Source organism: Microbacterium sp. Root61 (genome assembly GCF_001427525.1).
In the GTDB taxonomy this organism is placed as follows: domain Bacteria; phylum Actinomycetota; class Actinomycetes; order Actinomycetales; family Microbacteriaceae; genus Microbacterium.
This window is the reverse complement of sequence record NZ_LMGU01000001.1, coordinates 2409320-2424028: the sequence shown is the minus strand read 5'-3', so window position 1 is coordinate 2424028 and position 14709 is coordinate 2409320. Positions and strand designations below refer to the sequence as shown.

The window sequence follows — 14709 nt, the reverse complement described above, 5'->3', positions numbered from 1 at the left end:
CGAGGCAGGCGGGGCTACCGGACGGCGCGGACGGCGTCGGCGACGCGGGCCATGCCGCGGGCGGTCTCGGCGAAGCTCGTTGAGAGCGGGGCGAGACCGATGCGCAGACCGTCGGGGTCGCGGTAGTCCGGGATGACATCCTGGGCCCACAGTGCGGCCGTGACCTCGCGCATCGCGGGATGCGAGAGCGTCACGTGCCCGCCGCGCTCCGCGGGGTCGCGCGGCGATGCGACCGTGACGCCCAGCGGACCCAGCTCCGCGTCGGCGATGCGCACGGCGAACTCGGTGAGCGCGACAGACTTGACCCGGACCGCCTCGATGCCGACCTTCTCGATCATGCCGATGGTGTCCTGCATGGCGAGCATGCCCGTGATCGGCGGGGTGCCGGAGACGAACCGGCGCATCCCCTCCGCCGCACGGTAGTCCGGGCCCATCGCGAACACGTCCGCAGCGCCCATCCACCCCTGGATCGGCTGCGTCAGCCTTCCCTGCAACCGCTGGGCGACGTACAGGAAGGCAGGGGATCCCGGCCCGCCGTTGAGGTACTTGTAGGTGCAGCCGACGGCGACGTCGAACGCCCACTCGTCGGCCTGCACAGGCACGGACCCGGCGGAGTGGCAGAGGTCCCACACGATGAGGGCTCCGGCGTCGTGCGCGATCGCGGTGAGGGACGCGGCATCCGCCAGATACCCGGACCGGTACGCGACGTGGCTGAGCAGCACGACCGCGGTCTCGGGCCCGACGGCCGCGCGCAAACCCGCGCCATCCACGCCCGCCGTCGTGTCGACGTCGATCCAGCGCACGCGCCCACCGCGCTCGCGGGCTATGCCGTCGACGATGTAGCGGTCGGTGGGGAAGTTGTCGCGGTCCACCACGATCTCGACGCGCGCCGGGTCTGCGGCCTGCTGCGCGTCGAACGCGGCGCGGACGGCCTTGTAGAGGAGCACCGTCGTGGAGTCGCCGACGACGGTCTGCCCGGCGGCCGCACCGATCGCCGCGCGGCCGATGGCGTCGCCGATCGTGAACGGCAGCTGCATCCAGGACTCGTCCCAGCCGCGGATGAGGCGTCCGCCCCACTCCTCGCGGACGAACGCGTCGAGGCGATCGAGGCTCGCGCGCGGCGGGCGGCCGAGCGAGTTGCCGTCGAAGTAGACGACCGAGCTGTCCGAGCCGACGAACAGCTCCCTGTAGGCACCGATCGGGTCGGAGGCATCCAGAGCGGATGCCTCCGCCTCCCACGCGGTGATGCTCCGATCGAGGGGGTCAGTGGTCATCGTGGATCAGCTCCTCTGTCGCGATCACGCGGGCACCGGCGAGCCAGGCGGGCACGGCGTCGTGCGCGTCGGGCGGCGGGCCGGGGACGAACGTCGCGACGCCGTGCGGCGGTTCGGCGAGCGGCCACGGATCGGTCAATGCCTCGATCAGCGCCTCGCCCCGCAGACCCGAGGCCACGAGAGCGCGCAGCTCTGCGGCGTTGACCCCGAGCGGCTGCAGGCCGTTGCCGAGGTCGGTGCCGTAGAGGACGGTGCCCCCGGCTTCTCGGAATGCACGGATGTTGGCGGCGGCGCGGTGCGCGTCGTCGGGGGCGTCGCCGTGGATGGCCAGGGTCGAGATCCACTGCTGGCCGGCCGCGACCGCACGTTCCACCAATGCCGGATCGACGACTTCGGTGAACGGAGTGTGGGCGAGCGCGTCCACACCGCCGCCGATCGCGAGTCGCGCCATCCCCTCGCCTTCGACGTGCGCTACGACCGGCACGCCGCGCTCGTGTGCGCGGCGGACGATGGCCTGGAGCGTCTCGAGGTCGAGCACCGGACCGACGGTCGCGTTGAGGGCGACCTTGATGACGGATGCCCCGAACTCCACCTGTTCGTCCACCGCGGTCTCGGCGCCACCGGCGACGCCCGGTGCCGCCGACGCGGTCACTCCACGCCCGATCTCCGACGATGCCCAGGCCTGCCGCAGGGGATACCCGCCGGGGGCGGTGAGGAACGCGCCGGCGTATGCCAATCGCGGCATGCTCTGTCGATCGTGCCGGAAGAGGGCGACCGGGTCGCCGCCGAGATCGACGGCTGCGGCGATCCCCCCGGCGGGGAGGGCGGCCAGGTCGATGAGGTGGCTGTGGACGTGGTGATCGATCAGCGCTGGCAGTGCGACACCGTGCTCGCCGGTCAGCGCGTGGCGGCAGACTCCCGCCCGCGGTCCGAGCAGGTCGCGGAGGGCGAAGGGGTCAGGATGCAGCATCCGCTCACGACTCCGTGGCGGCGGCACCGATCTCGGTGCGCACGGCGAACAGCTCGGGGAAGAAGGTCAGCTGCAGCGCCTTCTGCAGGAAAGGCACGCCGCTGGAGCCGCCGGTTCCGGTCTTCAGCCCGATGATCCGCTCGACGGTCTTGAGGTGGCGGAAGCGCCACAGCTGGAAGTTGTCCTCGAGGTCGACGAGCTCCTCGCACGTCTCGTACGCCGCCCAGTGCGCCTGCGGATCGGCGTAGATCGTCGCGAAGATCGGCACGAGTTCGGGAGAGAACGTCCACGCGGTCCGCACATCCCGTTCCAGGATCGCGGCGGGGATCGGGTAGCCGGCGCGCGCCAGCATCCGGAGGAATTCGTCGTAGAGGCTCGGCGCCTCCAGGGCCGCCGTCACCAGTCCGAGCGCCCACGGGTCGGCCTCGAACACCCGCAGCATCGCGGCGTTCTTGTTGCCGAGCGTGAACTCGACCGCCCGGTACTGCGGCGACTGGAAGCCGCTTGCGTTGCCGAGCACACCGCGGAACTGCGCGTACTCGGCGGGTGTCAGGGTCGCCAGGACCGACCACTGCTCGGTCAGCGTCTTCTGGATGTGCTTGACCCGCGCGATGCACTTCAGCGCCGGGGCGAGGCGATCCTCACGCAGCAGGCGGCACGCCGCGCCGAGCTCATGCAGCACCAGCTTCAGCCACAGCTCTGTGGTCTGGTGCTGGATGATGAACAGCAGCTCGTCGTGGTGCTCGGGGTCGCTCAGCGGGCGCTGGGCCGACAGCAGCGTGCCGAGGTCGAGGTAGCCCCCGTAGCTCATGCGGTCGGTGAAATCCGTGACGACCGAGCCTTCGATCGTGCGGGTGTTGCCTTCGACGCCTTCGCTCACGTGCTCAGCCTAGGTGAGCGTCGTCTCGCGCACCTAGGGTGCGCGAGACCGTCGAACCTCAGATGAGGGCGAGCTCGCGCAGCTTCGTCTCGACGTCCGCGTTGGACGGCTCGACGTGGTGCGACGAGTCGGGGTACACCACGACGGGGATGTTGGTGCGGCCGGAGATCTCGCGTGCGATCTCGGCGGCCTCGGGCTGAGCCTCGAGGTCGACGTACTCGTAGGCGACGCCGAGCTCGTCGAGCTGCTTCTTGGTACGGCGGCAGTCGCCGCACCATTCGGCGCCGAACATGGTCAGGGTGGAAGTCGTGGTCATGCTTCCACCATAGGAGACGTGCGCTGGGCGAGGGCTGAGGGCCCGTTCGCTGTGGGAACCCTATGGAGGTTCTGCGAGGGCTTCGCGTGCCGTGCGGCGCATGGGACGATGGACGCACGATGCAACTGTCGATCGTCGTCCCCACCTTCAACGAGGCTCCGAATGTCGCGGAGCTGGTCCGCCGCGTCACCGCGGCGGTGGAGGGCATGGATGCGGAGATCATCTTCGTCGACGACAGCACGGATGCCACGGCCGACGTGATCCGCGAGGTGGCGGCATCCGCCACCGTCCCGGTCACGCTGATCCACCGCACCGAGCGCACCGGCGGGCTCGGCGGAGCCGTGGTCGAAGGCATGGCCGCGGCATCCTTCGATGCCTGCCTCGTCATGGACGGCGACCTGCAGCATCCCCCCGAGGACATTCCCGGCCTCTGCCGGCGCTTCGCGCGTGGCGACGTCGACGTCGTCGTGGCGTCCCGCTACACCGGGGGTGGCACGGCGCAGGGGCTCGCCGACCGCTCGCGGGTCCTGGTCTCGAAGACGTCGACCGCGCTCACGAAGGCGATGTTCCCCATCCGCCTGAAGGACGTCTCCGACCCGATGACCGGGTTCTTCCTGGTGGACCGGCGTACGGTCGACCTCGCCGACCTCAAGCCGCGCGGCTTCAAGATCCTGCTCGAGATCCTCGCGCGCAAGAACCTGCGCGTGGCCGAGGTGCCGTTCGTGTTCGCCGACCGGCATGCCGGGGAGTCCAAGGCGTCGTTTCGCCAGGGCATCCACTTCCTCACCCAGCTGACCGCCCTGCGCTTCGGCAAGATGTCGCTGTTCGCGATCATCGGCGGGCTCGGTGCGATCGCGAACGTCGTCATCGTGTGGGCACTGACCCACCTGGGCATGAACTACGTCGCGGCCGCCATCATCGCCGCCGAGGTCACCATCATCGGCAACTTCCTGCTGATCGAGCGCTTCGTGTTCCAGGACATGAAGGGCGAGGCATCCGGAGTCTGGCAGCGGTTCGCGAAGTCGTTCACGTTCAACAACGTCGAGCTCGTCGTGCGCATCCCCATCGTGGCGCTGATGGTGAGCACGTCCCACATCACCGCGGTGCTGGCGACCGCGATCACCCTCGCCGTCGCGTTCGTGGTGCGCTTCGTCTTCCACTCGCTCGTCGTCTACGCGCCGCGCAAGGCCGGCGTCGCGCCGAGCCGGGCCCGTCTGCTCGCCGAGGAGCTCGACTCCCAAGCGATGTCGCCGGGCGAGCTCTAGTCCGGGTCCATCGCGCTGAGCACGCCGTCGCGTTCGCGGTAGCGGTCGCCGGAGACCGGACAGACCCATTCGTCGCCGTCCTGTTCGAGGGGGCGTCCGGCGCGCCCGACCCAGCCGACGCGACGAGCGGGAACCCCCACCACGAGCGCGAAGTCCGGGACGTCCTTCGTGACGACGGCTCCGGCGGCGACGAGCGCCCACTCCCCGATCGTGACGGGGGCGATGCAGACCGCTCGTGCGCCTATCGCCGCGCCGCGCCCGATCGTCACGCCGACCGAATGCCAGTCATCCGCGCTCTTGGGTGACCCGTCCGGGTTGATCGCGCGCGGGAACTCGTCGTTCGTGAGCACGGCGGCGGGTCCGATGAACACCCCGTCGCCGAGCCGCGCCGGCTCGTACACGAGCGCGTAGTTCTGCACCTTGCATCCGTCTCCGAGCACTGCACCGGGCCCGATGTACGCACCGCGCCCGATGTTGCAGTCCGCGCCCAGGGTCGCGCCCTCACGCACTTGCGCCAGGTGCCAGATGCGCGTCCGCGCGCCGAGATGCGCCGAGTCCGCGACGTCAGCTGTGGATTCGACGAATGCGGAGTGCGCTGCGGACACGATGACTCCCTCGGTCGACGGCTTGTCGATTCCGCGCCTCCGCGTCCGAGATGACGCCGCGGCGGATCGCTTCACGATGACTATTTCATCTCGGCCGTTTCGGGGCTACACTCCAGCCGGGGAGTAGTCCATCGTCCGCCATTGGGGAGCGAACGGTGGCCCTTGGCACGGGGAGAACCACGCCAAGCGGAACATGATGGGGCGCCGCACGCAGTTGCGGTGTAGTGGTACCAATGGGGAATCCAGCACCTGTCGGACTCACTCTGGGGAGTGGCCGACGCAGAATCAAGGTGGTGGCCGGGGCGGCCGCCGTCACCGTCTTCGCGAGCGCACTGATTGCGAAGGACGCGCCGCGCGGACCGGCCCGCGCGGCCGGCCCGGGCGGCGCGGGGCGCGCTTCATCGCGTCCGTGGTGCCCTCTGCGCACCGTGCACTGTCGCAGCCGCAAAGCACCGCCGACATCGTCACCGCAACGACGAGAGCCATTCCGACATCGTCTTCCAGACATCCGAACCCATCTGGCATGCGTACAACCCGTGGCGGCTCCGACTTCCACCACGGCGCCGCATGTGGGCGAACGTGCAAGGTCAGCGACAACACGACGTTCGTGACGCGGGGGTGGAAGCGCGGGCGCGACTTCTCTTTCAGCATCGGTGGAGTCGCCGGCTTCGGGACGACGAACCTGACCACGACCAGCACCAACAAACTCCGGACGATGTGATCTTCGACCCGGACAACTGAGGGAGCGACTCCTACGATCGCCATCGTCTGAGCCGCATGGGGGAATGGCGAAGGGAGCGTGGCATCAGTGTCATCACGACTGCGCGTCGCAGTGATCGGGGCCGGCTATTGGGGCCCGAATCTCGCACGCAATTTCCGGGCGAGTCACGACTGGGAGCTTGCGGCCATCTGCGACCTCGATCGCGAACGCGCGCAGCGGGTGGCTGACGGGGTCGGGGGTGTGCCCGTGACGCGGAGCCTCGACGACGTGCTTTCAGACCCGAGCATCCACGCCGTCGCCATCGCCACCCCGGCACGCACGCACCATCCGATCGCGCTGGCCGCCCTGCAAGCCGGCAAGCACGTCATGGTGGAAAAGCCCTTGGCCGATGAACGCGTGCGTGGGGCCGAGATGGTCGAGCTCGCGCGCGACCGAAGCCTGGTGCTCATGGCCGATCACACCTATTGCTATACGCCCGCCGTGCTGAAGATCCACGACCTCATCGCCGAAGGGTTCCTCGGCGAGATCCTGTTCGTCGACAGTGTTCGCATCAACCTCGGACTCATCCAGCCCGATGTCGACGTGTTCTGGGACCTCGCCCCGCACGACCTGTCGATCATGGACTTCGTGCTGCCCGGAGGCCTGAACGCCTCGACCGTTGCGGCGCACGGAGCCGATCCGCTGCGCACGGGCAAGTCCTGCATCGGCTACCTCGCGATGCCGCTGGAAGGCGGTGCGATCGCGCACGTGCACGTGAACTGGCTCAGCCCGACGAAGATCCGTCAGATGGTGATCGGGGGAACGAAGCGAACGCTCGTCTGGGACGACCTGAATCCGCAGCAGCGCGTCAGCGTGTACGACCGCGGAGTGGACCTCGTGCTCCAGTCGAAGGAGACGGCCGACGCGCGGGCGTCGAGGATCTCCTACCGGTTGGGCGACACGTGGGCGCCCGCACTGGAGGAGCGCGAAGCGCTTGCCGAAGTCGCTGCGGAATTCGCGGCATCCATTCGCGAGAAGCGCAACGCGCGCACGGGCGGTGAGGCCGGTCTGCGTGTGCTCTCGGTGCTGGATGCCGCGACCTGCAGCCTCGCCGCCGGTGGCGCTCCCTGGCTTGTGGATGCGCACACCGTGAACGAAGGGGCGCTGAGATGACCCAGCTCGAAGGTGCCGACATCCTGGTCACTGGTGGGGCGGGCACGATCGGCTCGACACTCGTCGACCGGCTGCTGGATGCCGGAGTCGCACACATCGACATCCTCGACAATTTCGTGCGCGGACGCCGCACGAATCTTGACGCGGCGCGCACGAGCGGTCGAGTCGAGCTCATCGAGGGTGACATCCGCGACGTTCGGCTGGTCGATGACCTGACAGCGGGCAAGGACGTGGTGTTCCACCAGGCCGCCATCCGCATAACGCAGTGTGCGGAAGAGCCGAGGCTCGCCCTCGAGGTGCTCGTGGACGGAACGTTCAACGTCGTCGAGGCGGCCTCCCGCCATCGTGTCAAGAAGCTCGTCGCGGCCTCCAGCGCCTCGGTGTACGGCATGGCCGAGGACTTCCCGACCGATGAGCGCCATCATCACGAGAACGACGACACGCTCTACGGCGCAGCCAAGACCTTCAACGAGGGGCTCATCCGGAGCTTCCGCGCCATGCAGGGTCTGGACTACGTGCTGCTGCGCTACTTCAACGTGTACGGGCCGAGGATGGACGTGCACGGCCTCTACACGGAGGTCCTCGTCCGCTGGATGGAGCGCATCGCCGACGGCAGACCGCCCCTCATCTTCGGCGACGGACAGCAGACGATGGACTTCGTGTGCGTCCCGGATATCGCACGCGCCAACGTGCTCGCTGCGCAGAGTGACATCGTCGAGGGCGCCTACAACATCGCAAGCGGCACCGAGACGAGCCTCCTCGAACTCGCCCACGCGCTGCTGCGCGCCATGGACTCCAACCTGGGCGTGGAGCACGGGCCGGAGCGCGCGGTGAACGGTGTCGCTCGCAGGCTGGCCGACACGACGGCCGCTCGCCGCGATCTCGGATTCACAGCCACCGTCGGGCTCGAGGAGGGGCTGCGGATGCTGGTGGAGTGGTGGGCACCCCTTCGCGACGAGATCGCGGCCGGCCGGACGGCGGTCGTGTGATGGGCGAGCGCATCAACGTCATGACACCCTGGTTCGGCCAGGAGGAGGCGGATGCGCTCGCCGAGGTCATCGCGAGCGGCTGGGTGGCACAGGGGCCCCGTGTCGCGCAGTTCGAGCAGGAGTTCGCCGCGGCGATGCAGACGCCGTTCGCGGTCGCCACGACGAGTTGCACGACGGCACTGCACCTCGCCCTCATCATCGCGGAGATCGGACCCGGTGACGATGTCGTCGTCCCGTCGTTCTCGTTCATCGCGACGACCAACGCCGTCCGCTATGTCGGGGCGAACCCGGTCTTCGCCGATGTCGATCCGATCACGGGCAATCTGACCGGTGATACTGTCGCCGACGCGCTCACGCCGATGACCAGAGCCGTGATCGCCGTGGACCAGGGCGGCGTGCCGGTCGATCTCGACGACATCAGGCACCTCACCGATCCGCTGTCCATCGTCGTGATCGAGGATGCGGCGTGCGGAGCCGGTTCGACCTACAAGGGTCGCCCGGTCGGTGTGGGCGCTGAGATCACGGCGTGGTCGTTCCACCCGCGCAAGCTGCTCACTACCGGTGAGGGTGGCATGCTCACCACGACCCATCATGGTTGGGCCACTCGGGCGCGCCATTTGCGGGAGCACGCGATGAGCGTGTCCGCCGCCGATCGTCACGGTTCTGTTCTGCCTGCCGCCGAGGAGTACACCGAGGTCGGCTACAACTTCCGCATGACGGACCTCCAAGCCGCCGTCGGGCTGGTGCAACTGGGCCGGCTTCCCGCCGTCGTCGCCCGCAGGCGTGAGATCGCCGAGGGCTACCAAGCGGCGATCGACGCGATCCCCGGCCTCCGGGCGGTCGCCGATCCGGTGCACGGCACGACCAACTACCAGTCCTTCTGGGTGGAAGTGCTCGACGAGTACCCCACCGACCGGGACGGCCTGCTCACGGCCCTCGCGAATCAAGACATCTCCGCACGCCGCGGCATCATGGCAACTCACCGCCAGCCGCCCTACCGCGATCTGACGCCGCCGTCCGGGCTCCCGGTCACCGAACAGCTGCACGACCGCACGCTGATCCTTCCGGTCTTCCACATGCTGACCGCGGCCGACCAGCAGCGCGTGATCGACGTGCTGCGCGAGCAGGGGTCGGCCCCGTGATGGCCGGCGTGCTGCTGGTCGGCGCGAGCGGTCTGGCGCGCGAGGTGCTGGCGGCTGGACTGACCGGTGTCGTCGGCTTCCTCGACGATGACCGGAGTCTGCACTCCACTGAGGTGGCAGGTGTGCCCGTCGTCGGGAGCATCGCGGATGGGGTCGCCCGTGCGGAGTCCCTGCTGGTGTGCGTCGGGCCGAGCATCAGTCGCCGGCGGATCGTGCACCGACTGCGGATGCTCGGTGTCTCCGATGACAGGTACGCGACCTTTGTCGCACGGTCGGCGCGGATCGGAATGACGAGCGAGATCGGACGGGGCAGCATCGTGCTCGAGGGTGTGGTCGTCACCGCGGATGCCGCAATCGGCCGACACGTGGTCATCATGCCCCAGTGCGCCGTCACCCACGACAACGCGATCCGGGATTTCGTCACCCTCGCGGCCGGGGTTTCTCTCGGGGGTTCGGTGCGCATCGGGGAGGCGGCAAATGTCGGGATGAATGCGTCGATCCGGCAGGGGCTCACGATCGGCACGGAGGCCACAGTGGGGATGGGAGCGGTGGTTCTCGACGATGTGCCCGACCATCAGACATGGGTGGGCGTGCCGGCGCACCCATTGGATGTGTCCGCATGAGCATCGCGGTCCCGTTCCTGGACCTCGCCCCCCAGCAGGCCGAGATCCTCGATGAGGTGCTCTCCGTGTGGCGCACCCAGCTCGAATCGGCCGCGTTCATCGGCGGGGGTGAAGTGGCGGCGTTCGAGGCAGAGTTCGCCGCATACAGCGGGAGGGAGCACGTGATCGGGGTGTCCAACGGCACCGACGCTCTCGAGCTCGCGTACCGTGCGGCGGGGGTGGAGCCGGGGGATGAGATCATCATGCCGGCGAATACATTCATCGCCACGGCGGAAGCGGCTTCCCGCATCGGTGCCGTGCCTGTCTTCGTGGATGTCGACGACGAGTATCTGCTCATCGATCCCGATGCGATCGCGTCCGCGATCACCTCGCGGACGCGCGTGATCGTCCCCGTGCACCTCTTCGGCCAGACCGCGCCCATGGAGCGTCTGCTGCCGATCGCGCAGAAGCACGGGCTGACCGTGGTGGAGGACGCCGCGCAGTCGCACGGCGCGTCAAGTCCAGCCGGTCGTGCCGGCGCAATCGGGCACATCGCCGCGACGAGCTTCTACCCGGGGAAGAACCTCGGCGCGGCGGGCGATGCGGGTGCCGTCATGACGAACGACGCGGATGCGGCCGGGCTGGTGCGCAATCTCGCGGCACACGGCAGTTCGGTCAAGTACGTGCACGACCACGTGGGGATGAATGCACGCCTGGACGCGATTCAGGCCGCGGTGCTTCGGGCGAAGCTGCGCCGACTCGACGGCTGGAACGAGGCGCGTAGAGAGGCTGCCGCCCGGTACACCGAGCTGCTGGCTGACGTCGACGGTGTGCGCGCGCCATCGACGCGTCCCGGCAACCACGACGTGTGGCACCTCTATGTGATTCGGGTCGAGCAGCGCGGCACGGTGATGGCAGGGCTGACCTCGGCGGGGATCGGCGCGGCGATCCACTACCCCACCCCGGTGCACCTCACCGCCGCCTACGGCGACCTGGGCTACCGATGCGGACAGTTCCCCGTTGCGGAGGGGGCGGCGGACCGTATCCTGTCGCTCCCGATGTTCCCCCACCTCGCTGAGCAGCAGCAGGTTGCCGTCGTCCGCGAGTTGTCGAGGGCGATGCGGAGACGGGGAGCGCTCGCATGAGTGTTCGTGTGCGTCCTCCCGAGCTCACCATCCGGCCCACCGTGACCGTGGTGGTGCCGAACTACAACTACGGAGCGTACCTTCCTGCCGCGGTGGGCTCCGCGCTGCAGCAGGACGGTGTGGACGTCGACGTGATCGTCGTCGACGACTGTTCGGACGACGGCAGCGCGGCCACAGTGAGGGAGATGGCTGACCTCGATGCGCGCGTCACCCTGATAGAGCATGCGAAGAATCTGCGACACATCGCCACGTACAACGACGGGCTCGCAAGAGCGCGTGGAACGTACGTCGTGCTGATGTCCGCGGACGACGCCCTGGCTCCTGGTGCGCTTCTGCGCGCAACGAGACTCATGGAGGCCGAACCGTCGATCGGCCTCGTCTACGGGCACCCCAGGGACTTCTCCAGCGACAGCCCCCCGAGCGAGTCGGAACCGTTGAGTTGGCCGAACGCGGAACTGAACTGGACGAAATGGCCGGGGCCGGAGTGGATCGAACACATGTGCCGCCGTGGTCGCAACATGGTGCGCAGCCCCGAGGTCGTGATGCGAACGGACGTCCTGCGTGACCTGGGCGGACAATGGGATGCGCGATTCCCGCACAGTGCGGACATGTACCTCTGGATGCGTGCCGCTGCCCACTCGGACGTGGGGCGGGTCAACGGACGGGTTCAGGCCTACTACCGTGTCCACGCTGCGAACATGCACCTGACCGAGTTCGGCGGACTGCTCGATGACTTCATCGCGCGACGCGATACCTACGATGCCTTCTTCGCCGTCGACGGCGCCCGCCTCCCGGGTGCGCGTCGCCTGAATCGTCTGTGGCGCCGCTGGCTTGCGCGCGAAGCCCTGCGGCAGATCGCCTATCTGCCGCTTGGCAGCGAGCGGGCCGCCGAGGCGCGCGAATTGTACGCATTCGCGACGGAACTGGCACCCGGTGATCGCGCCGTGCGCTCCTTCTATCGGTTCGCGTCATCCGACGCGATCGTTCCGGTCTGGTTCCGTGTCGAAGCTCAGCGAACGTATCGTCGCGATCAGCATGAACTGAAGGTCGGCACATGAAGGCGCGGATGCCGGTGCCGTCCCGCCCCGAGCGCACGCTGGGGCAATCAGCCGTGCACGCCGTCCTGTGGACTGCCTCTCAGCGATGGATGGTCCGGATCACAGGCTTCATCACCATCGCGATCTTGACACGGATGCTGACTCCGGCTGACTTCGGCACTGTGGCAATCGTCACCGCCATCCTTCCGCTGATGTACCTGATTGCCGACCTCGGCTTCTCGACCTACATCGTTCAGGCGCGGGAAGCCGATCAGCGCATGCTCAGCACCGCGTTCTGGTTCACGTCGTCGGCTGGTCTCCTCTTGGCTGGGGCGTTCGTCTGCGCTGCACCATTGGTCGACATGGTCTTCAACGTGGACGGTGCCGGAGACGTCATGTGGGGTCTCGCACCCACCGTTCTGCTCGTGACGGTCACGACCGTCCCCATGTCGCTGCTTCGCCGCAGGATGGCCTTCCGCTCCCTCGCCATGCAGTCGCTGATCGCCAGCCTGGTGGGTCAGGCGATAGCGATCGTGATGGCTCTGTCCGGATTCGGCGTGTGGGCGCTGATCGCGCAGACACTGGTGAATCAGCTGGTGGCCTCCGTGTACGCCTGGATCGTCGCCCGCTGGAGGCCCAGCCTGAAATTCGACCGCACCGAGTTCAAGGCGATGACCACCTTCGGGTCGAAGGTGGTCGGAGTCGAACTGATCGCGACCGGCCGCCTCCTTGCCGAGAATGCGATCATCACGTCGGCTCTCGGCGTCTCCGCTCTGGGGTACATCAACATCGCACAGCGGCTGGTTCAAGTGGCGCAGGATGTGACAGCGGCCGCGATCCTGCCCGTGTCGACGGTCGTGTTCGCACAGGTTCGCGAGAACCCCGACCGATTGCGCTCGATCTACGTGCGATCCCTCGGACTCACCTATAGCGCGATCATCCCCGTGATGATTCTCCTCGCCGCAACATCGCCGATCCTCATCCCCGTTCTTTTCGGGAGTCAGTGGCTCGAGAGCGTGGCCCCGGCGCAGATCCTCGCGGTCGTCAGCATCTTCGTGATGGGAGCGATGCTCGACCACGGGCTCTTCTACGGCGCAGGCCAGCCAGGCCGATGGTTCGTCTACGCGACGGTGATCGACGGCCTCACCATCGTGACGGCGCTCTTCACCGCGCCGCACGGGCTGGTCGTCTGGGCGCTCGGCTTCTTCGGGGTCGCCATCGTCGCGACCGTGATCCGATGGCCGCTCGTCGCTGCACTGCTTCGCATGGGTTGGACCGAGATCGCACGGGTATTCGGCCGAACCATGGGCACCGGCGCGGTCACCGCGCTCCTGACGGTGGCTGCGTCGTATGCGGTGTCCGGAATGGTGCCGATCCTTCAGCTCGTCATCCTCGCAGCCGTCGTCGTGACAACACATGTCGCCGCGATGTACCTCTTCACGCGCGCAATCTTCAAGGAAGGCCTCAGCCACATCCTCCGGCTCCGGCGTCCCCGCCGTCCAACCCGCGCCGAGACGCCGCATGGCGAGGGGGAGCTCCGATGAACCCGGTGGCGAGCACGTACGGCTCGAGTCCGCTGCCGCGGGTGTCGGTCGTGATTCCGTGCCACAACTATGAGCAGTACCTTGACGAGGCGATCTCCTCCGCGCTTTCTCAGCACGGGGTCGATCTCGACGTGATCGTCATCGACGATGCGTCGACGGACGCGAGCGTGCGGATCGCGCGGAAGTGGGAGTCTCACGACGCCCGCCTGTCGGTCGTGGCCTTCGCGACCAATCGCGGTCACATCGCCACCTTCAACGAGGCGTTGATGTCGGCGAGTGCGCCATTCGTCGTGAAGCTCGACCCGGACGACATTCTCGCCCCGGGTTCGCTACGCCGTGCTGCCGACATCCTCCTGGCGAATCCGTCGGTCTCGTTCGTCTACGGCGCCTGCGTGCACTTTTCGGGCACTCCGCCTGAGGTTCGCAACTCACGTCGTGTGTCGGTCACCGTCTGGCGTGGCGAGAAATGGATCGAGCGGCGGGCTCGTGGTGGGGTGAACGTCATCGCACAGCCCGAGGTCATGATCAGAGTCGCGTCCCTCAAGAAGGTCGGCGGGCACCGGCCGCAGGTGCCGGAAGCCAGCGACTACAACCTCTGGCTGCGGCTGGCGAGCACCGGCGATGTGGCACGGATCGACGCCGTCCAAGGGCTGTACCGGATTCATCCGAATTCGATGCAGCGGACGATCCACAGCGGCGTGTACTCAGACCTACGGGCACGCTCACACGCCTGGCAGCTGTTCCTGCAGGAACGCGGCACCGATCTCGACGGTGCCGTCGCCGTCGCCGTCGAACGCCGGTATCGCCGTACCCTCGCACGAGAGGCGCTGCTTCGGGCACTGGACACATTCGATCAGGCGAATGCGCAGACCGAACCGGTGGACGAGCTCGTGCGACTCGCCGGCGAGCTGGATGCGACGGCGACGGGATCGCGCCGAGGGCGTGAGTTGCACCGTCGAATGGCCAAGGGCAGGGGTGTCGCCACGCCGCCATATTCCCTGGCCGGCTTCGTGCGCCGGCATCGGTGGAACCATCGCGTTCAGTGGATGTATCGGTATCGCACATGA

General features: G+C 68.0%; 14 protein-coding genes. 9 read left to right on the top strand and 5 right to left on the bottom strand.

Annotation, left to right across the window (positions count from 1 at the left end; all coding sequences use genetic code 11):
- Positions 1-14: 14 nt before the first annotated feature.
- Genes ASD65_RS11670 through ASD65_RS11655 form a run of 4 tightly spaced genes read right to left on the bottom strand, consistent with a single transcriptional unit; the run spans position 15 to position 3440 of the window.
- On the bottom strand, positions 15-1274 hold the full coding sequence (locus tag ASD65_RS11670) for a kynureninase (RefSeq protein WP_056222767.1): 1260 nt from the start codon (positions 1272-1274) through the stop codon (positions 15-17).
- A complete protein-coding gene (locus ASD65_RS11665) occupies positions 1264-2244 on the bottom strand; it encodes an amidohydrolase family protein (protein WP_056222763.1) in 981 nt (326 codons plus the stop codon). The genes ASD65_RS11670 and ASD65_RS11665 overlap by 11 nt, the downstream gene beginning before the upstream one ends.
- A gap of 4 nt (positions 2245-2248) precedes the next feature.
- Positions 2249-3124: a tryptophan 2,3-dioxygenase gene (gene kynA / locus ASD65_RS11660; protein WP_056222761.1), complete on the bottom strand. Its 876-nt coding sequence runs from the start codon at positions 3122-3124 to the stop codon at positions 2249-2251.
- Positions 3125-3182: 58 nt separating this feature from the next.
- Positions 3183-3440, bottom strand: a complete 258-nt coding sequence (locus ASD65_RS11655; protein ID WP_056222758.1) for a glutaredoxin domain-containing protein — start codon at positions 3438-3440, stop codon at positions 3183-3185.
- A 119-nt stretch (positions 3441-3559) separates the two neighbouring features.
- On the opposite strand from ASD65_RS11655, the gene ASD65_RS11650 reads away from it, so the two are divergent.
- A complete protein-coding gene (locus ASD65_RS11650) occupies positions 3560-4705 on the top strand; it encodes a glycosyltransferase (RefSeq protein ID WP_082561916.1) in 1146 nt (381 codons plus the stop codon).
- On the opposite strand, the gene ASD65_RS11645 is transcribed toward ASD65_RS11650, so the two are convergent.
- Positions 4702-5310 carry an acyltransferase gene (locus ASD65_RS11645; protein WP_056224783.1) on the bottom strand — a complete coding sequence of 203 codons (609 nt, stop codon included), beginning with the start codon at positions 5308-5310 and terminating at the stop codon, positions 4702-4704. The two genes, ASD65_RS11650 and ASD65_RS11645, sit on opposite strands and share 4 nt — an antisense overlap.
- Positions 5311-6118: 808 nt before the next feature.
- Here ASD65_RS11645 and ASD65_RS11635 point away from each other — a divergent pair.
- From ASD65_RS11635 to ASD65_RS11600, 8 genes are read left to right on the top strand one after another with little or no spacing between them, the layout of a single operon-like run.
- On the top strand, positions 6119-7183 hold the full coding sequence (locus ASD65_RS11635) for a Gfo/Idh/MocA family protein (RefSeq protein ID WP_056222749.1): 1065 nt from the start codon (positions 6119-6121) through the stop codon (positions 7181-7183).
- Entirely contained in the window at positions 7180-8172 is a 993-nt protein-coding gene (locus tag ASD65_RS11630) for an NAD-dependent epimerase/dehydratase family protein (protein ID WP_056222746.1), read from the top strand. Before ASD65_RS11635 ends, ASD65_RS11630 begins: the two co-directional genes overlap by 4 nt.
- A complete protein-coding gene (locus tag ASD65_RS11625) occupies positions 8172-9314 on the top strand; it encodes a DegT/DnrJ/EryC1/StrS family aminotransferase (RefSeq protein ID WP_056222742.1) in 1143 nt (380 codons plus the stop codon). The genes ASD65_RS11630 and ASD65_RS11625 overlap by 1 nt, the downstream gene beginning before the upstream one ends.
- The gene (locus ASD65_RS11620; RefSeq protein ID WP_056222739.1) at positions 9314-9937 is read left to right on the top strand and encodes a NeuD/PglB/VioB family sugar acetyltransferase; all 624 of its coding nucleotides are present in this window, start codon (positions 9314-9316) and stop codon (positions 9935-9937) included. Before ASD65_RS11625 ends, ASD65_RS11620 begins: the two co-directional genes overlap by 1 nt.
- Positions 9934-11061: a DegT/DnrJ/EryC1/StrS family aminotransferase gene (locus tag ASD65_RS11615; protein WP_056222734.1), complete on the top strand. Its 1128-nt coding sequence runs from the start codon at positions 9934-9936 to the stop codon at positions 11059-11061. Before ASD65_RS11620 ends, ASD65_RS11615 begins: the two co-directional genes overlap by 4 nt.
- On the top strand, positions 11058-12119 hold the full coding sequence (locus ASD65_RS11610; protein WP_082561722.1) for a glycosyltransferase family 2 protein: 1062 nt from the start codon (positions 11058-11060) through the stop codon (positions 12117-12119). The genes ASD65_RS11615 and ASD65_RS11610 overlap by 4 nt, the downstream gene beginning before the upstream one ends.
- Positions 12116-13642 (top strand): lipopolysaccharide biosynthesis protein, encoded by a 1527-nt coding sequence (locus tag ASD65_RS11605; protein WP_056222727.1) that lies wholly within the window; start codon positions 12116-12118, stop codon positions 13640-13642. The genes ASD65_RS11610 and ASD65_RS11605 overlap by 4 nt, the downstream gene beginning before the upstream one ends.
- Complete coding sequence (locus tag ASD65_RS11600) at positions 13639-14709, top strand: glycosyltransferase family 2 protein (RefSeq protein ID WP_056222725.1); 1071 nt, start codon at positions 13639-13641, stop codon at positions 14707-14709. The genes ASD65_RS11605 and ASD65_RS11600 overlap by 4 nt, the downstream gene beginning before the upstream one ends.